General features: G+C 59.5%; 14 protein-coding genes. 4 read left to right on the top strand and 10 right to left on the bottom strand.

Features of this window, described 5'->3' with window-relative positions; genetic code table 11:
- The 5 genes from QM649_RS17465 to QM649_RS17485 all read right to left on the bottom strand — a co-directional run.
- A partial coding sequence (locus tag QM649_RS17465; RefSeq protein WP_415200351.1) for a formylglycine-generating enzyme family protein occupies positions 1-1332 on the bottom strand: 1332 nt, incomplete at its 3' end.
- Positions 1333-1348: 16 nt separating this feature from the next.
- Positions 1349-2905 (bottom strand): MGH1-like glycoside hydrolase domain-containing protein, encoded by a 1557-nt coding sequence (locus tag QM649_RS17470; RefSeq protein ID WP_415200352.1) that lies wholly within the window; start codon positions 2903-2905, stop codon positions 1349-1351.
- Positions 2906-3058: 153 nt separating this feature from the next.
- Positions 3059-5635 carry an alpha/beta fold hydrolase gene (locus QM649_RS17475; RefSeq protein WP_415200353.1) on the bottom strand — a complete coding sequence of 859 codons (2577 nt, stop codon included), beginning with the start codon at positions 5633-5635 and terminating at the stop codon, positions 3059-3061.
- A gap of 8 nt (positions 5636-5643) precedes the next feature.
- The gene (locus QM649_RS17480) at positions 5644-7932 is read right to left on the bottom strand and encodes an alpha-L-rhamnosidase C-terminal domain-containing protein (RefSeq protein WP_415200354.1); all 2289 of its coding nucleotides are present in this window, start codon (positions 7930-7932) and stop codon (positions 5644-5646) included.
- A 144-nt stretch (positions 7933-8076) separates the two neighbouring features.
- Positions 8077-8280, bottom strand: a complete 204-nt coding sequence (locus QM649_RS17485) for a hypothetical protein (RefSeq protein WP_415200369.1) — start codon at positions 8278-8280, stop codon at positions 8077-8079.
- Between QM649_RS17485 and QM649_RS17490 the strand changes: the two genes are divergently transcribed.
- The 4 genes from QM649_RS17490 to QM649_RS17505 are packed head-to-tail and all read left to right on the top strand — an operon-like array spanning position 8237 to position 13432.
- Positions 8237-9358: a glycoside hydrolase family 28 protein gene (locus QM649_RS17490; RefSeq protein ID WP_415200367.1), complete on the top strand. Its 1122-nt coding sequence runs from the start codon at positions 8237-8239 to the stop codon at positions 9356-9358. The genes QM649_RS17485 and QM649_RS17490 overlap by 44 nt on opposite strands.
- A gap of 5 nt (positions 9359-9363) precedes the next feature.
- Positions 9364-11274: a hypothetical protein gene (locus QM649_RS17495; RefSeq protein ID WP_415200355.1), complete on the top strand. Its 1911-nt coding sequence runs from the start codon at positions 9364-9366 to the stop codon at positions 11272-11274.
- On the top strand, positions 11271-12440 hold the full coding sequence (locus tag QM649_RS17500; RefSeq protein WP_415200356.1) for a sialidase family protein: 1170 nt from the start codon (positions 11271-11273) through the stop codon (positions 12438-12440). The genes QM649_RS17495 and QM649_RS17500 overlap by 4 nt, the downstream gene beginning before the upstream one ends.
- Complete coding sequence (locus QM649_RS17505; RefSeq protein WP_415200357.1) at positions 12437-13432, top strand: pectinesterase family protein; 996 nt, start codon at positions 12437-12439, stop codon at positions 13430-13432. Before QM649_RS17500 ends, QM649_RS17505 begins: the two co-directional genes overlap by 4 nt.
- Before the next feature lie 15 nt (positions 13433-13447).
- Here the strand turns inward: QM649_RS17505 and QM649_RS17510 are convergent, their stop codons facing one another.
- Genes QM649_RS17510 through QM649_RS17530 form a run of 5 tightly spaced genes read right to left on the bottom strand, consistent with a single transcriptional unit; the run spans position 13448 to position 19116 of the window.
- The gene (locus QM649_RS17510; protein ID WP_415200358.1) at positions 13448-14614 is read right to left on the bottom strand and encodes an iron-containing alcohol dehydrogenase; all 1167 of its coding nucleotides are present in this window, start codon (positions 14612-14614) and stop codon (positions 13448-13450) included.
- An 11-nt stretch (positions 14615-14625) separates the two neighbouring features.
- Positions 14626-15465: an HpcH/HpaI aldolase family protein gene (locus QM649_RS17515; RefSeq protein WP_415200359.1), complete on the bottom strand. Its 840-nt coding sequence runs from the start codon at positions 15463-15465 to the stop codon at positions 14626-14628.
- The gene (locus QM649_RS17520) at positions 15465-17045 is read right to left on the bottom strand and encodes a sodium:solute symporter (RefSeq protein ID WP_415200360.1); all 1581 of its coding nucleotides are present in this window, start codon (positions 17043-17045) and stop codon (positions 15465-15467) included. The genes QM649_RS17515 and QM649_RS17520 overlap by 1 nt, the downstream gene beginning before the upstream one ends.
- Before the next feature lie 3 nt (positions 17046-17048).
- The gene (gene pdxA / locus QM649_RS17525) at positions 17049-18029 is read right to left on the bottom strand and encodes a 4-hydroxythreonine-4-phosphate dehydrogenase PdxA (protein ID WP_415200361.1); all 981 of its coding nucleotides are present in this window, start codon (positions 18027-18029) and stop codon (positions 17049-17051) included.
- Positions 18030-18033: 4 nt separating this feature from the next.
- Positions 18034-19116, bottom strand: coding sequence for a four-carbon acid sugar kinase family protein (locus QM649_RS17530; RefSeq protein ID WP_415200368.1), 1083 nt, complete (start codon positions 19114-19116; stop codon positions 18034-18036).
- Between the last annotated feature and the right edge of the window lie 50 nt (positions 19117-19166).

Raw genomic sequence — 19166 nt, forward strand, 5'->3', positions numbered from 1 at the left:
AAATGGTGGAGCGCCAATCAGACGCGCAAAGCCCCAGAAGAACCAGACCTTGCCACCGGGCTGTTTTTGATGCGCAGGATCGTTCCAGATCACAGGCCCGGCCAGGCCCGCGTCGGCAAAGATCGGCCACGGCTCCGGCATATCCCAGTCATTCTGCCCGGCCCGTCGGCGCATAACCATGATGGTCTGGTCAGGATCGTCTTCGTTATCCGGCGTGTTGTAGAAAGCAGCAAGCTCATCGCCGTTCGGCAGCACCTGGATCGCGGAGTTGTGATAGTTCACCCCAATACCTTCGGCGATGCCCAACCGCCAGCCCACACCCATCATGCTCTTGCCGCCAAGATCAGGAAAGAGTTCATGCGTGCGATAAATAGCCTTTGCCGGATCCTCTGCATGGACAGCCTGGGATAGTGCCGCTCCCCCCGTCAAAGACCGCTGCTTGACCGCCGACATGAAGAAGTATTGCCGCGGCGGAGCCGCATTTCTTCTTGGCATCGGCGCCTGTACCACGCGAAAACCCACATTGCCGGTTTCAGATCGATAGCTCGGCGGCAAGCTGGCCCGATTCGCAGGCCTCTCGAAGTACGGTGACGTCGCGGGCATATTCAGGTCTGGAGACGTCTTCGTTGCCGTGTGACGCCAATCCAACCCTCCGCCGCGAATCGCCTTGGTCATCCCGGTGGCCGCGCCGGTCGGGTCCGTGACTGCGTCCACCGGGTATGGACCGTACCAATCCAGCGTCCATTCGGGGCGCCCGGTTTCCATGTTTTTCACACCGAACGCATTCGCCTGATCGCCAGGCAGCGGAGTGTCACTCCCGCCGTAGATCTTTGTGCCGCCCGCCCGCGCCGCATACTCCCACTCGGCCTCAGTCGGCAGCCTCCACGGCTTGCCGGTCTTTTTGCTCAACCAGCGGCAGTACGCCATCGCCTGCTCCCAGCTCACGCCTGCTGCATACGCAGGTGTCGCGGCGGAAGCCTTGTATGTGGAATCGAAAATCGCGTACTCCTGCGGCGAAACCTGTGTCACTCCCATGCGGAAGCCGTACGCGATCCGCACCGCGTGAGCAGGCTTCTCATCGAAGTCGCCGTGCCTGGGCCGGGACGACATCACCCCATAGCCCTTGGTCATCGTTGCGTCCAGTGCTCCGGCATCGGCGCCCATCATGAAGCTTCCAGGCGGAATATTCACGGTTGCAGGAACGCCATCTGCCGCCATCTGCGGAGCATCGCCGGGCATCCGCGCCAATACGCCATCCTTCTGTGCACCTGCCAGGCAGCATGCCAGCACGGTGCTCCAGCATGCTGCACTTCTTACGGCGAGCTTCATCATTCCTCTTTGCCTGACTTCATTTGAGTTGTGCCTCCAACCTGCCCAGCGTTGGCCGTCTGGAGAGGATATGGCCGTCTTCCGCCAGCCACATTCCCTTGCCGTGCTTATACCGTGAGCCGGTTGCATCCCAGACGATGGTCAGCATATGTCCGTGATAGGGCAGCGCATCGATGGCGAAATAGCTCCATGCCCTTACCAATGGCTCGATTACCACGTGGCCGCCAGCCTGTGGCCGCAACCCAATCGCACCGCAGATCAGAGGATCGGCAAAGCCGGAATGGTTATAGTAGTTCCCGCGGCCTACCTGTTTATGTTTCTCGATCAGCATCCGCTTGGCGATCCACTCGTCCGTGTCCGCATCGTAGTCTTCATCGATCCAGTCGATCGTGCGCTTGTCCTTGAGCGTAAGGTGCTGCGCCAGCACATAGCGGTCAAACAGGCGCATATAGTCAGATCTCTGCAGAACATGAGAGCCCGCCCCATCGAGATACGCCGCCAGCGTATTCAGCGTCTGCGTCATAGCGAAGGGCCACGCTGGCCCGTTCCAGGTGCACTGGTCGGAGGATGGAAAGCGAAACCGCGGATTGCGCCGCTCTGCCGTCGTTGCTCCGTAACGCCCGTCAAAGCCCTGCGGATCGAAGAGCTGCTTCCAGGCTATGCCGTGCCCGGGAGCTGGCTCACTGTATTGCCACGGAAGATAGCCAATCAGCTCTCGCGCGCCGGAGAACTGCATGGCCGTGCCCGGGTCCTTGAACTTCTTCTGAGAATGGATGCTCGAGTCCTTTGCCGGAGAAACGACCTCATAGAACTTATCTGTGGGATTCCAAAGAACGGTCTCGATCAGTCGATGCAACCTGTCGGCTTTTGCTTTGAACTCATGCGCGACGGTCTCGTCATGCGTCAGCTGTGCCGTGGCTGCTATGGCGCGTGCATCCGATTCCATGTAGCTGTTCAGCGTCGGTCGGTAACCGTCTCCGCTGATCGACTTCTCCATCGCATCCCGGGTATCGATGGACCAGAAGAGCCCATTTGCATCTTGCTGTGTCCGCTCCCATTCCGCATAGACGCGCTTCATCTCGGCAAGCAGACTGGTTGCCAGCTCTGTATCACCATTCGCCAGCGTCACCTCGCGCACCGCCGTCGCCAGCGCGTCAGAATACTTGAGCGCGTCATTCTCCGGCCGGAACCAGAAGCGCGCGTCGTCTTCAGCGATCGCGCGCGTATGCAGCCACCTCGCTTCGCCCAGATGAAAAGGCGCTGCATCCGGCAGGGCTCCGTAGCCGGCGTCCTTCGATTCGGGCTTCGGCAGCCATTCGGTGATTACATAGCCTTGCGGTGTTTGTACCAGGTGCTTCTTCCAGGCATACCAGCGAAAGTAGTACATCTCTTCCACTGCCTTGTCGGAGCTATCGAACCATGGAATCTCCCGCTCCATCCATGGCCACGCGGCTTCTGATATGGCGGCGCCGGGCGCAGGCTCTCCGTCATATACTCGGCCGGTTGCAGCGCGCTCATCAGCTTCGAACTGCTTTACATAATGCTGGTAATTCTCCGGCTGAAGGACAAAAGGCACCCCCGTCTGCGGCTCAGCATACGCAGTCGCCATCAACCAGACTGCGAATGTGCAGAAGAAGCGGCAAAACAAGTGAAAACGCAGCATGGATACCCTTTAGGACGAGCCCAATATTAAAGAGAGAACACGAGAATCGGCAACACAAAATGAAAATTATTGACCATTTCCGGCATGAACCTCTGCCGCTGCGCGTTCCAGCCATGACGCATAGACCAGTCCACTCTTCTGCTCGTTCCATTGCGGCTGCGAAAAGACGTCGAGCTGTTGAGCTGTAAGCAACGGGACATCGGCTTTGAGCGCCACAATCCCCGCATCGCGATCCTCGCGCCCCGTGCTTTTCCCGAATTCATAACCCACTTGCTCTGCCCAGTTGTGGATACTAACCGTCGGCATCGTGCGTACGTCCCTGCTCTGCCAGGCGGGAAACTCTAACTCGGCATTCAGCCACGCCGCCGCGGTTGGAGTCATCCACGAGGGACGGTGACTGGCTCCGGGATCGAAGTAGGTAGAGAAGACGCCTTTCTCGCTACCGTTCAGAGCCACCACACGCGCACGAAGATCCGAAAAGAAGTCGGGCCCATGTGTAGGAATGGCGACCACGGTGTCTACGGTGCCGTTGATGATGAAGCTGTCTCCGCGCCGCGCATTCAGCGTGTAGAGCACTGCGCCGCGATCGCCCAGTATGCGCAGCGCCTTGTATGGAGCGGCCTGGCACATAATCGCGTGTCCCGAATCCCAATAACCGTTCACTCCATCGAGATCCCCACCGCCATCCAGCAGCAGTGCATGGATTCTTGTATCGGCTGCACCGGCAAGGGCGGCAATGAATGAGCCCATCGAGAAGCCCAGGAGACCGATGCGATGCCTGTCGACATCAGACCGTGCCGCAAGTGCAGACACCGCGCCCATTGTGTCGGCGACCATCAGGCCGCCCAGGCGCACAGGCATGCTTGCCGGAGAGAAGACAAGCTGATCGTGCTCGCCGGTCATCGTTTTGTGTTCATCGTTGCGCTCCCCCTCACCGATAGGATCGTAGGTAAGCACAACCGCGCCGGCACGCGCGTAGAGCACGCCAGCATAGTAGGCATACCAGCTTGACTTGTCGCCGCCGTGCCCGTTCACCAGAACAATAGCCGGCATCTTCCGTGTCGGAGGTAGCGTGGGCCGATAGATGACCGCTGGAACTCTCAGGCCATAGAGCGTCCGATATGTGACCTTTTCTGCCGTCACCCCCGGCGCTATCTCACCACTGCGGATGTGGTCCGTCTCCGGAGCCATAGGATGACTGGGCAGATAGAGCGCATGCAGCAACTGCTGCCTCCATGCCTTGACCTGCTTCCCGCTCACCGCATGTGCAGTTGCTGGTGGCGGGGCTTCGCCAACCGCACTCACTTCCGGCCAGTGCAACGGATCACCCCAGTGAAGGTTCAGGAAGGCGATGTAGTGCTCCCAATCGAAACTGGTGACATCGTGCTTTCCGGCCCTCTCGTGATAAGCCACATTGCCATCGAGCCCGATGGCCGCATCCACTGCAGGCATCGGAGTCTCCGCTGGTAGAGCTTTCTCACCCAGCAGCCGGTATACGCTGCTGGCACTCACCGCGCTCAGGAATTCGCCCTTCGGGTCCGACCATTCATCTCCGGCGGCACTCGCTACATAAAGCAGCCTCGGAGCCATTAGCGACATCAGCAGATTTCCATCGACCGGAATCTCGCTGTCGTGTCCTGCCCACCGCGCATAGGCCGGACAGAACCAGTAAGGGAAAGAATGCTCCAGATGCTCAACCGTTTCACCCAGCGCACGCCGCTGGATCGTCTGTCCGCCATGTCCGCTCTCGGTCGAGAGAAGCGCAGCGAACCGCGTATCCTGGGCCGCTGCCCAATCTGCCGCCTTGCCAAGTCGGCTATGTCCGGTCACTGCGACGTGGCTGGCATCCACCAGCGGATCGTTTTGCAGATAGTCCATGGCCCGGCTCAGTCCCCAGGCCCACGCGCCGAAAGCGCCCCACGAGTCCGGTGCCAGCTCCGCTCCCGGCTTCTGAAAGAGCTGCCGCATGCTGTATTGCGCGGCGTCCTTGAAGTCCGGCTCGATATCTCCGTAATAGATTGTCGCCAATCCATAGCCGTGTTTAAGCAGCATCTCCACCTGCCATTGCTCTGCCCCTGCGCCACGAGTGTTCGCAGCCGGCACCTCATGCAACAGCACGGCGCTTCCTTTAGGCTTGGACCACACCGGCGTTGGCAGGATGCCCGGATCGTCTATTACAGACTGATTGCCAAGGAAGTTGAGCCCAAGAACCACCGGTGAGGCATGCTGTACACGAGGGACATAGAGCAGCAACCGCATGCTGCGTGCGGCCTGGGTCGGAGGCGCAATACCCGGGGCCGGATCGAACGTCAGCTCGATCTGCTCCCGGACAGCCAGCCCATTCAGCGCATGATCATCGCGCTCCAGAACTTTCGCATGCATGACTGCCGCTTTCGCCTCGATGGGCGTAACTCCGAACTCATTTTCCTCAAAAAGCCGAAGGACCTCCGGCCTGCGTTGCGTGTTCCACATGGCCGCGTCCACAACCGGCTTGCCATCGGTCTTTCTCAACGGATCCAGCATGGTGTAGGGCGCAATCTTCGACTCATCGTAGAGATAGCCTGGGATGCGTTGGGCCCACATTTGAGAGAACAACCCAGGCAGGAGTGCCATCGCACCCAGCAGACCCACAGCAGATTTCATCGTCACCTTCATTCATGCCTCAATGTCCGCGCATTGCCACGCGTGACCACACGGAAGCGATAACCTCCGGCCCGGTTTAAAACTACGCTTTCATGGATAGCCGGTAGAAGCCGCCCGTTCTCCTCGACTGGCACTCCATCTGGGAAAGGAAGCCGCACCGTTGCCCGAATCCCCGGAGGTAAGGTCACCGTCATCTTCTCCGCTCGCACGTTTATGCCGATGAGCCCGCGCGGCGTTGGCTCAGCGCCTCGCGCCCATCTCAGCCCATCCAGCTCCGGCGCAATGCTTACCTCGCGAAAACCCGCTTTGATGGGCTGAATGCCGAGTACCTGCTCCAGTAACCAGGCTGCCGGACCACTCGACCATCCATGCGCAAGTGAAACATAGTAGCCCCGCTTGCCGTCAGCCTCCAGAGAAGCGTGAAAATCCTGCTTCGGCCAACCTGGATCGTATGCCTCCCAGAAGCTTGTCGCGCCTTCATCGAGCATGCCTCCCCAATAATGGCGCATCCACGCAAGCGCCTCGCGCCCATGCCCCAGATCCGCCATCGCCGACAGAACGTAGTACCCGTAGTACGGTGTGATGACCTGATGATTCGGGCCTGCGGTGTCCGTGTTCACACTGGCCAGCACATGGCTCCAGATCGCTTCACGTTCTTTTGCATCGGCCGTTCCGGAAAGGACTGCCATTGCATTCGTCTGCCACCGCTCGCCAAAGGTATCTTCATCGGACGCATGGTTTCGTGCGGCCTCGCGCATAAGCTCAGCCTCGTCGCTTGCATCGGCGGCAGCATCCCGCTCACCAAGCTGGTTCAACAGGAATGCTGCCTGGTCGAATGCCAGTGTCATCTCGAAGTCGGTAGCTTCCCGCGCTTCGCTGCTGTCGGCACTAAGCCCATTGGACCAATCCACAAAAACTTTGCGCCCATCTCGGTTACGAAAGACGCCGTCCGCATCGATTTCACTTCTCAGCAGGGCCACAAGCTGCTTGAGGGGCGTGCGCATACGAACCAGAAAATTCATGTCTCCGTTGTGGCGGTAGAGTTCTGCCAGCCCCGTGATCCACAACGCCGAATAGCCAGGAATTGTATTGATGTCGTGCGTCACCGGCGCAGCGCCGAGAATAGACGTCATGGTGCCCTCAACAGCGCTGCTTGCTCCAAAAACACTCTCTATCGTTCTCCCCGTCACGTCGAGGTCTCCCATCCATCGCGCGCGGTCCCGCTTAACGCCATCCCATATGCCCTCCTGCATGCAAAGGTGTGCCGTGTAAGACGCGGTCTCCCAGATGCGGTTCACCGTCGCATCCGAGCTGTTGAACCAGCCCAGGAAACGCACCGGATACGTGATTCCCTGCGCCTCGATCCTTAAATGTTTCAGGCTGCCCGGTTCACTTCGCAGGTGTACGTAGCGGAAACCGCTCTTCGGCCCATAGGCAATGCCGTACGCCGGAAGAAACACATCCCGCTGCCCGAGATAGCTCTCGTCGCTTTCTGCCTCCTCACGCGACTCTCCATAACGCAGCGTGATCGCCACCGGTGTGCCGGTTTTCGAAGCGATCCTCAGCCGGCCGTTGATTTCCCGCCCGAAGTCCAAAGTCTCACCATCGTTTGACCGCTTTATGGATGCTGCTTTCAGCCGGAAAACCCGCATATGCCTGCTGATGCCTGCGTACCCCGGCCATGCATACAAGCCCGCATCCGCATTCCATTGCAGAAAGTCATCGTTCGTGCCGGGAATTCCCAGAATCTGCACCCGTGGCCAGCCTGTGTCCGTGAAGTCTGCACGCTCCCAACCATTGGGAGCTGCGAGCACACTTCTCCACGAATCTTGGGATACAAGCAGCGGCGAAGCAGAAATACCTTTGCTCCGTGGCACAATCTTGCAGAGCACCACTTCGCCATAAGTCACTTGGTTGATTGTCGCGTCCGCATCGGTATGCAGGGAGCTGTGCCCGCGCACCACCTTCATCGCGATCGAATTCTCACCCGCTCTCAAGGCACTCGCAACAGAAGCGGTCAGCACATGGAAGCCCTTCGGCCTCGCCGGATCGTCCTCGGCCTGCAACACCAGGCGCCCATTCACATATACCGTTGCCGCACGAGGACCCGCGAGGTAGAGCGTTGCATCTCCGGGCTTTTGCGTGACATAGAAGTGAGCGCGAAAAAAGTGTGGTTCAACCTTGTCGTTCTGTCCGCGTACATGCGCCTGCAGGGTGGGATGAAGAGCTGCTGCGTCGTTGGCCGTCCATAGGAACTCTTCCTTGAGATGGTTCGCGGGCGGAAGTGAAAGTCTCAACTCGCGCGCTGGGTCGAGCGGACCTTCTGGCTGCGCCCATGCCGGGCTCCCGCAAAGCAACAGACACAGCGCGCCCCAGATAGCAGGAAAGACCCCTCTTGTCTTATGCCGCACTCGGCGGGTAGGATTCCGCATACATGCAAGTTAATACTCGTATATGAAAATAAATTCCACTTTTTGCCAGGGATTTCTGATTGGCGCCGTCTTGATTATGTCCGCCGTGCCGGCCCATGCTTCCAGCCGGGTCTGCGATGTCCACTCCTTCGGCGCCACCGGAAACGGTGCAACCAAAGATACGGCTGCAATCCAAAAGGCGATCGACAGCTGCGCAGCCTCAGGCGGCGGCATCGTGCAGTTTTCCGCCGGAACGTATCTCTCCGCTCCCCTCGACTGGAAGAGCCACGTTCATCTGAAGCTTGATGCCGGGGCGACGCTTCTGGGCTCCCCGGATATGTCTGACTACCCGGTACGCGCGGATGCTCCCTGGCGTCGTATCTCGCTGCTCCATGCCGATCGCGCAACCGACATTGCTCTCACCGGGGGCGGCACTGTGGACGGCAACGGTCAGCCCTGGTGGACACAACAGCAGGCTGACCGGCATGCAGGGGTTGCGGAGAAACCGCGCCCCATGCTTTTCGACCTCACCCACTCCACCCGCATTGTGATCGACGGCGTCACCATTCAGAATTCGCCGCAGTACAACATCATGGCGGTGGTCTGTGATGGGCTCACCGTGCGTAAAGTGAAAATTCTCAACCCCGGACGCACCGCGCCCAACACGGACGGCATTGATCCCATCTCCACCAGCCACGTGCTGATCGAACATGACTTGATCGATACCGGCGATGACAACATTGCGATCAAGAGCGGACTGGTGGAGCGCGGCGATCCCGATGTGCCCAGCACCGATATCACGATTCGCGACTGCGACTTCCGTAATGGCCACGGTCTCTCCATCGGCAGCGAAACAGCAGGTGGCGTCCGCAACGTGCGCGTTGAGCGAGTCACATTTCGGGGTACTCGCCAGGGCATCCGTATCAAAAGCGCGCGCGGGCGCGGTAACGATATCGGTCATTTCACCTTTCGCGACATCACGCTCGCAGACGTGGATGTGCCTATCCAGATCACCATGTATTACACGGGGGGCATGAAAGGAGATACAGCCCATTCGGTGACGCCGCATACGCCTCGCTTCCATGACTTCACCATTGAGAATGTCACTGCGACAGGTGCGAAGCAGGCCGCGGAAATTTATGGACTTCCCGAAAGCCCTATCCGTAATCTCGTTCTGCGCCATGTTCACCTCAGCGGCAAAACGGGCGCGGACATGCAATATGCGCAGATTCGGGCTTCGGACTTTCTGGTACAGGCAGAGGCCGGGCAGAACATCATCAAGGGACCTGGCGTTGATCTGGAGATGAAATAGCCCGTATGCGTCTTGCCTTCCTAGTCGCCGTGTGGACGCTTGCATCGCCAGCGCTCGCTCAGCAGTCGGTCTCTTTGCCGGATGTCTCCACGCCGGCTGCTGAGCGGGGCCAGGGCTTTCATTTTGCTTCCGATGGCCCAACCGGCCCTGGATGGACACGGCCTGACCAGATTGCGCGTGTCTATTTCCATGATGATCTACCGGCGCTGTTTCGCCGCACCCTGGTGCTCGATGCAGACGTCCCGGACACCACTCGCCTTTCATGGATCTTCACGGGACCGCATGCAGGCTTGACCGTCGAGCTCACGGCTTCCACTGTCCGTCTCTATGAACGCGAATACGCCTCCGCAGGCCTGCGTACCCCAGGGGAAACCGAAACAATCCTTCGGGATGAGACACGTCTTTACACCGGCCACGCCCGCACGCTTACCGTGGTGGTCGATGCACATCTTTCCGTGAGCGTGCTGCTCAATGACCAGCCACTGCTGCTCCAGCCGCTTATTTTCGACCTGACTCGGCATCAACTCATGTTCAGCGGCCCGCGCCAGGAGCATCGCGTGCTCGACGGAGCATTGCTTGTGAATTCGCCATCCTCTGCCGCGATTACCGTTCTCCCGGAGAAAAGGCATCAGTCCATGCTCGGCTTCGGAGGAAGTCCTAGCATCCCCGCCTATGACGAGCTCAGCGCGGAGGGCAAACGTCAATACTGGGACTGGATGCGCCGTTACAACCTGCTCGTTGAGCGCGAATACCCGATGGGCGCCGAGTTAAAGCCAGATCTTTCGAATATCAACGACGTGCATGACGCCACGCCTCACTACTACGGCGATAACTTCCCGAATGGCGAGGTTTCCGACTTCGACTACAGCCGCCAGACACGCGAACTCGGCGGCAGCGTGCTCTACGAAATGTGGGCTCTGCCCCACTGGGCGATCGCCGCGTATACACCGCAGGGCAAACCTATTTTCGATGCCTGGAACAAGCAGGTCAAAACGGCAGCGAAGCCCGATGTTTACGCTCGTATCGTGGTGGAGTTTTGCCGTCGAGCGAAGCAACGCTCAGGCGCAGCCCCCGAGATCGTTGGCATCGAGAACGAAGTCGAACAGTATCCCGAGATTTACGCCGCAATGACCACGGCCATGCGCAAGGCGCTCGACGATGCCGGTTTCCAGTCAACCAGGATTCAAATGGCCGACGCCCCGTATCTCCGGATGGGCGTTGCGCGCGCGACAGACTTGAAGAATTTTTCTTCCGCGTGGTCGGCCACGGACTTCACCGCTGCGCACGAGTACGACTATCAGGAGTTCCTTTCCGATCCCGATCTTTACGATGGCCGTCTCGCTGCGATGCACGCAGCCTCCGGCGGCAAGCCCTTTCTTGCCACCGAAATCTGTCTCAATGATGGCCGTTACCAGGAGTCCTCTTATCGGCTCTCGTTGCAGATCGGCCAGCTTTACCAGAAAGACCTCACACAGCTCGATGCCGAGATGCTGCTCTATTGTTGGCTGATCCTCGACGTGGAACAACCGAACTTTGGCGCCTCGCGCGCGCTTTTCGTTCCCGATCGATCCCAGGGCAACATCCCGGTTCCTTCGAGCTTTCAGCTTCGCGTGCTTGGCGCTTTCAGCCGGCATGTACCAAAAGGCATGCATCGCGTCGAAGCCTCATCTTCCAATGCGGACCTGCTGTCTGTCGCCTTTACCGATGGTTCGCGTACCACGCTGATCGTGCTCAATCGCTCGACCTTCGCGCAACAGCTTCGGATCAATTGGCCTGGCGCACACTGGACACGGATGGAGCGGACCAGCTTCTATGACCCGAATGTCGAAACCGATGTCCCGGCCAGCATCACGGTTGCTCCCGGTGAAATCATCACACTTGCCAGCTTCTCTGCTCCAAATGTGGCCACACCATGATCGCGAACGCTATTCGCCACATCATCGTTTTACCGCTGCTGTTCGCCTGTCCCGTCACACAGGCGGAGTGGCAGCCATCGCACCACAGTGACCCAGGGGTTCATCCGGTAAGCGAGTTCCTCTTCGCTCCGGGCTCGGCTCCCTTCGCCGAGTGCCACGCCTCGACCCTTGTCGCTCTCCACGATGGTTCTCTCCTGGCCGCGTGGTTCGGGGGTACAAAAGAGGGCGCACCGGATGTCGGAATTTATACCGCGCATTTTTCCGCGGGCCGATGGTCCGCTCCAGTCGAGGTTGCTCGAGAGCACGATGGTAGCAGGAGCGTTCCTTCATGGAATCCCGTTCTGTTTCACACCCAGGACGGGCGGCTCTGGCTTTACTACAAAACAGGAGACACACCGCGCGAGTGGTCCGGCGTCCGCATCACAAGCACCGATGAAGGCCGCACCTGGTCAGCCCCCGAGCGTCTTGCTGCCGGCGTCATCGGCCCCAGCCGCACCAAGCCTCTCGTGCTGCCAGACGATCTGATCGTAAGCGGGTCGTCTGTCGAAGCTTATAAAACATGGGCGGCTTGGATCGAACGTAGTACGGACGGCGGCGCTTCATGGACGAAGATCGGTCCCATTACCGTAACCGAAGCCCAGGACAAGGCTGAGCCGCCTGCTCCGGACCCCTCGCTCGACTCGCCCGAACTGCGGGATAAGGATAAGGGACCGCGCAGCTTTGAGGGCATCATCCAGCCCGCGATTGTGCCGCTCAACTCTACGCACCTGCGTCTGTTTGCACGCTCGCATACCCTGGCTGCGAAGATCGTGACAGCCGATTCATTCGATCTCGGTCAGACCTGGACAAAGGCACGCTTTCTCGATCTTCCCAGCAACAATTCCGGTCTCGATGTTGTCGCTTTGCTTGACTCACATCAGCATCTCGATGGCCGTTTGGTCATGATCTTCAACGACACGCCGCGCGGACGCTCGCCGCTCAACCTGGCTCTCAGCAACGACGGCGAACACTTCCGCATCTTCGCCACCCTCGAACAAGGCAAGGGCGAGTACTCATATCCCGCAATCATCCAGACTTCCGCCGGTGATCTGGAGATCACCTATACCTGGAATCGCACCTCTATCCGGCATGTTCATCTCTCTTTGGCTGAGGTTCCTCGCTCATGAAGCATTTCAGCATTTGCTGCGCGATTTATTTCTTCTCGCTCTCGCTTTTCACCGGCATTGCTTACGCTGCGGATGTCACTGTACTCGTCAAGCCCGGAGCACCTTCGGACGGACGCACACAGTTCCCAACCATTCAGAACGCAGTCGACCACGCACCCCAACCCGAAGGCAACGGACGCGTCATCTTACAAATTACTCCCGGCATCTATCATGAGCGCGTATGGATTCCACAGAATCGGCCGCGGCTTACGCTCATCGGTCTGGGCGCTAAGCCGGAAGATACGGTGATTACCGCGGATAAGTTTGCGAAAGAGCAAGGGGGCACCTTCTTCACCGAAACCGTCGAGGTGAATGGAGAAGCCTTCGAGGCAGACAACCTTACGTTTGAAAACAGCGCTGGCAAACAAGGACAGGCCCTCGCCATCTCGGTACTTTCCGATAAGGCGATCTTCAAACACTGCCGCTTTCTTGGCTATCAGGACACGCTTTTTGCCAACTGGGGACGCCAGTATTACGTCGACAGCTACATTGCCGGCGCCGTTGACTTCATCTTCGGAAATGCAGCCGCGTTCTTCGATCGGGTAGAGATTCATGCGGTCGCGCCAGGTTATCTCACCGCACAAAGCCGTCTCTCTGCCGATGAGGCAACCGGCTTCATCATCCGCAACAGCCGCGTCGCTACGGATAATCTGGGCGATCACAAGGTCTCGCTCGGTCGCCCATGGCGTCCTTTTTCCCGCGTCGTCTATCTTGAAACGGAAATGGATTCCGGCGTAACTCCAGAGGGTTTTACCCTGTGGCGGAAGGGAGATGACCCATCCACCATGTTCTATGCCGAGTACCATTCGACAGGACCGGGCAGCCCGCCGACAGCTCGTGCATCCTTTGTCAGGCAGCTGACCGCTGCCGAGGCCACCCGCTTCGCGCCCGATATTTTCCTGCAGGGAACAGACCATTGGAATCCCGAAGCCGAGGCCGCCCGCCTGCCATAGCAATGCCCACAGACCTTACACAAAGCACTGCGCATAGATCTCCTGCGCATCGCTGAGGGTCACCTCCCGCGGATTGTTCCGAAGCAACCGCTGTACAGTGAGCGCGGCCTCGGCCATCCTGGGAATCGCACGTCTCGGTATACCGTGCTTCTCTAGGTTCATCTCCAGGCCGCACGCGCGCGTCAGGTTTTCCAGTACACAGACTCCATGGTTCACTGTCTCCATCGTGTTCTTGCCCGGCATAGCGCCCAGGGCCAGCGCAACGGCGGCGTGGCGCTCGGGCGCAGCCTCGGCATTGAAGCGAAAGACCGCAGGTAGCAGCAATGCGTTAGCCAGTCCATGCGGAAGATGGAACTCGCCCCCCAGTGGATAAGCCAACGCGTGAACAGCCGCAGTGTTTACCGGTCCCAGGCATAGTCCTCCATAGAGGCTTGCCCGCGCCATGCCTTCGCGTGCTGCATGGTCATGGCCATCTTTCACCGCGCGCACCAGGAAGCGCGATGCCAGCCGCACGCCTTCCAGTGCATAGAGATCGGCCAACGGATGGGCATACCGGTTCGTATACGCCTCCACGCAGTGCGTGAGCGCATCAAGCCCCGTAGCCGCGGTCACCTCCGGAGACACACTGTGCGTGAGTGTGGGATCGATAAAAGCCGCATCTGGCACCAGGTGCTGACTGACGACCCCCTTCTTGAGCTGCGCTACCTCATCCAGCAAGATCGCATTCGGAGAAACCTCACTGCCGGTACCGGATGTTGTAGGCATGCACACCAGACCACAGTGACGCTCCCGCAACAATCCAATGCCAAAGGCTCCTTCGATTTGCTGTGGGTTATCGACAAACGCAGCTACCAGCTTCGCCATATCGAGCGTGCTGCCGCCGCCGATGCCCAGCACGCACGCCGGTTTTGCTGCGCGCGCTGTCTCAACTGCGGCTAGAAAACTGCGAATCGACGGCTCGCCGCTGGCCGGGATCTGAACCGACACCGTACAGCCGGCCTGCGTCAGTTCTCTGCACAACAACTCCACAGTCTCACTCATCGCACGCGAGCCGACAATATGGATCGTCTTCTGAGAAAGCTGTCGTAAATAAGCGATTGCATCGCGCAGGCATCCGTCGCCGAAAACCAGCATGCGGGGCTGCAAAAAGGTGATCGCGCGTTTCGTGGCAGCGGTTTCCATCCTGACCCTCGTCAGCTCCGATGGAGCGTACCACTCGCAACATCGCACACACCCGCTTGAGAACCGGCTTCTTCCCGCACCAGTACGCTTGCCTTCTTCGCTGCCTCCAGCGCATGCTGCGCGCCTGCCTTCAGACAGACGATGTTATTGGTGCAGTAGAGCAGGTCCACACCGAGCCGCATCCAGTGAGCATAATCGGCTGCGCCGCATGCCGTCACAATCTTCTTATGGTGCCTTCGCGCCACTTGAACGATATGTTCAGCCGCGGCGAGCACCTGAGGATGTCCGGTCTGCCCTGGAATCCCCATGCTGGCCGCTAGATCAGCCGGCCCGATAAAGATGTCTACACCCGGAATCGCAGCGATTTCCTCGATCCGTGCGAGCGATTCCTTCGTTTCCACCTGAGCCAGCAGCGCGAGCTCCTGGTTCAGCTTCTGTTGTTCCTCGGGCACGCTGCCCACAATCCCATATTTGATCGCCCGCGATACGCTAAAGAATCCGCGTGCGCCCATGGGCGCGAACTTCGCATAGCGCACCAGCTCTGTCACCTGCTCGGGTGAATCCGCCATGGGAATATCGATCATGTCAGGACCGCATTCTGAAGCCTTAAGCACGCTCTCCCGTCGCGCATCCGGAATCCGGATCATCGTCAACAAGCCTGCGCCGCGCGCCATCCGGCATAAATCCGCTGCCTCAGCAAAAGTGATGGCTGCGTGTTCCATCTCAATCCAGATCACGCTGAAGCCGAGGTGTCCCGCAATCTCCAGAAAGATGGGATCGTACGAATACAGTGCGGCGCCAAGCAAAGGCTTACCCTCGTTGCTTCCGATTGCTGCATGCAGGCGATTCATCAAGGCTCCCGGTCGATGGAATAAGTGAAATGAGTAGACAGGTTGGACACCGGCGCTGCTGCCATGGACAATCTCCGGTGCCGCCATCCCTGCCACGTCAGATCTCTGGCTCGCGGCATGCCAGGCAACATCACGCTCGCTGCCAGGCCCACACCCAGTACAGCCAGATTGCCGAGCGCGCCCAGCATGTAGTCATGCCAGGTAAAGTTCCAGCGCCCCAGGTTCAGGATCTTTCCGTTTTCGGTGAGCACGCCCCAGAGCGTGAGCAGTAGACCGGCAACCAGACCAGCCACTGCGCCCGCTCGTGTGGCGCGCGGCACAAGAAACGCCAGCAGGAAAAGCCCCGCCAGGCCTCCTGCTACCACCGAGGTCAGAGTGTAGTAGAGCGAAAGCGCGCTTCCCGCGCTGTGCGCTAATTGCATGGCCATCAGCGATGCCGCGATGCCGCACGCGACTACCGTGACCCGCCCCATGCGCAGTCGCTCCCGGTCTGTACTCCGTGGCCGTGCCAGTCGATAGAAATCCTCGGTTGCAATCACCGAAAAACAGTTCATGTCTGAGGCCAGCATCGCCATCGCCGCCCCAAGCAGCGCGGCGATGAACAGCCCCGCAAGGCCTGGCGGCAGATGCGTCAGCAGAAAATGTGGAAAAACCTGGTCCGGCCGGGTGATCGTCTTCGGAAGCTGCTCTCCCGTCACGCGATAGAAGCTCCATAGCAGACTGCCGATCAGCATGAAAGCCGCCCATACCGGGATACAGAGCCCCGCACCGAGAGCGATGCCGCGCAATGCGCTCTTGTCCGACTTTGCGATCAGGTATCGCTGCACCACCGTCTGATCGGCTGTATATTTCTGCAGATAAAAAAAGAAGCCGTAGATGACCAGGACTGTGATCGTCGGCTGGTCGAAGCGGAACGCCGTGCTGCCCAGGCTCATCTTGCCGTGCTCCCACACATCCGCCAGCATGGTGCGCGGTCCTTGCGCCGGAAGAAACAACAGATAGCCGAGCGAGACCAGGATGCCAGCCCACAGCACAAACCCCTGCACCACGTCGCTCCACACCACGGCCTTCAGGCCGCCCAGCAGCGTGTAGAAAATCGTGATCGCCGCGGTTACCGGGATGATCCACTGCACCGGCCACCCAGTCATGCCGGCCAGCGTCAACGCCAGCAGATAAAAGACAAATGCCATCTTCGAGAAGTGCCCGGCAGCGAAAGCCAGCGAAGCGTACAACCTCACACCGCGGCCGAAGCGATGCCCGAAATACTCGTAGACACTCATCTGCACTACGTGCCGGAAGAATGGAACGATAATCCGTCCCGTCAACGCCAGAACTCCCACAAACAACAGCCCCGGCACCATCAGCGACCAGTTTCCCGCATAGGACGATCCTGGATACGCGATAAAGGTGACACTGGTGATGATCGTCGCAAGCAACGAAAGACCAGTTGCCCATCCGGGGATGGACCGGCCACCAACAAAATATTCGTCCGTAGTGTTCTGCCGCCGCGAAAAACGCAAGCCGATCGCCGTCAATCCCGCGACATACGCCGCGATGACCAGAACATCTGCGGTTCGCATCGTTCAGCCCCGTGCCGGTGCCGGCGTGCGATGGGCAGCCATCGTAACGGCAAGGCGAATGGCGGCCATCATGTTGGCCCCGCTCGCCATGTTTTTACCGGCGATATCGAAGGCTGTCCCGTGATCGACCGAGGTTCGAATGATAGGCAACCCGAGCGAGGTATTTACCGTTGCCTCGAAGTCCAGCAGCTTCATCGGAATATGTCCCTGGTCGTGATACATCGCCACCACCAGGTCGTGCGATCCGCGCGCAGCCTTGTAAAAGATCGTGTCCGCAGGCACTGGCCCTTCACAATCGATAGCGCGATCCCGGCATGCCGCGACCGCCGGCGCAATGTAGGCCTCGTCTTCTGTGCCGAACATGCCGTGCTCGCCGGCGTGCGGGTTCAGACCGCATACGGCGATCCTGGGCCGTTCCGTGCCCATATTTCGCATGGCCTCATACCCCAGCTCGATGGTGCGGACAATTCGTTCCTTGCTCAGCTCCACTGCCCGGCGCAGGCTTACATGCGTCGAGACATGAACGACGCTCAACCGTTCGCTGGTCAGCATCATGCAGGATTCCTTTGCGCCACACAGCTCGGCGATATATTCCGTATGTCCGCTGAAACCAATCCCGCCAAGCGCAACGGCCTCCTTGTTCAGCGGCGCCGTCACCATCGCGTCCGCTTCCCCGCGAAGGCACATCAGGGTCGCCTCCCGTACATAGCGCATCGCCGCGGCGCCGTAATCCGCACGCAGCCTGCCCACTTCTACCGGCTCATCCTTCGCGAGCATTCCGCAGTCGATGAACTCCACCGGAAGATCGCCCATGCGGATGCCAGTCACCGCTTCCGCACCAGCGACCGCAACACGATCTCCCATCACAAGGAAGCTGGCACGTGGAAGGCCGGGCGCACTGAGTGCCTTCAGTGTCACCTCCGCGCCCACGCCTGCCGGATCGCCCAGCGTGATCACGATCTTCGATGGAGATATGTGCTTCATTCAGTTACAAATCCCTCTTTCGGGATGCTCGGATCGCCGGTTGTGAAAATGCTTCGAAAATGCGGTACAGCAGATCACGCGCACCGAAGCCTCCGCTCTTGGTCACGATCCTCATCCCGGCGAACGGGCCACCTTCGGCCACACACACCGGTACCCCGGGAGCGAACTCCCACATCACCCGCAGGCTCCGGATGCCCAGAGCCCGGCAGACCAGCATCGCGGTGTCTCCGCCGGTAAGAAACAAGCAAGCCGTTTCTGATAGATCGAGCGCCATCAGCATCGCTCGCACCACTTCCTCGCTTGTGCCACGCGGCGCCTTGAGCACGAAGCTCGACCGCGGCGCGGCCTCATCACACCCCACCATCGCGACTGCAGCGGCCTGCTGCAAATAATAGATCTGTTCCCGGGTGATAGTGTGTGCGCTGCCTACAACGAACACCACCCGGCCCGTTGGCCAGCTCTCGTTCCTGCATCGCGCAGCATTCTGGCGGTTTCCAGCCAATGCATGGGCCAGACCTCCGGAACCTATCCACAGTACGCGTTCTCCACGTTCCGCCACGCTCCGCACGATCGTTTCCAAATCTCCCGAAGTCCAGGCATCGCAAAGTAACAATGCCCCTCGCGGAGCCGTCCGCAGCCCGCTCGAGGCATTCTCCGCATCCACAAGAAGAGGCTCACACCCGGCTGCGCGCAGCCCGGCCATCAGATCTAAAGGCTCGTGCCAGTCTGCTCCTTCCACGTGCAGCATTCCATTCCGCACGCGCCGGCCATGCACGGGATGCGCCGGAGCCAGCACAGTCAGACGCGCAGGAAAAGCCGCCATGCTGGCTGCAATCTCCGCGAAAGTATTTCCACGAAATACGGAGTCGACCTTCTTGAAAATCTCCGCTCCATGCGGCATCCGTTTCGCGAAACGATGCAACCGCGCCGCCTGCTCCCAGGGCTCCAGATCCCGGCTTTCCGTCGAGACCGCGAAGACCCCACTCAGTGCCTCCGGAGCATCGTCCAGATAAATGCGTATAACCTGCCCTGCACCGGTAAATGCAACGGCGCAGTCGCAGGCTCCGGTCAGGTCATCGGCAATCATGGCCAACGTTGCCGCTCCGGCAACGTTTGTAGTCTCATGTTGTTTTCGAT

Source organism: Silvibacterium sp. (assembly GCF_047605705.1).
GTDB lineage: Bacteria > Acidobacteriota > Terriglobia > Terriglobales > Acidobacteriaceae > Silvibacterium.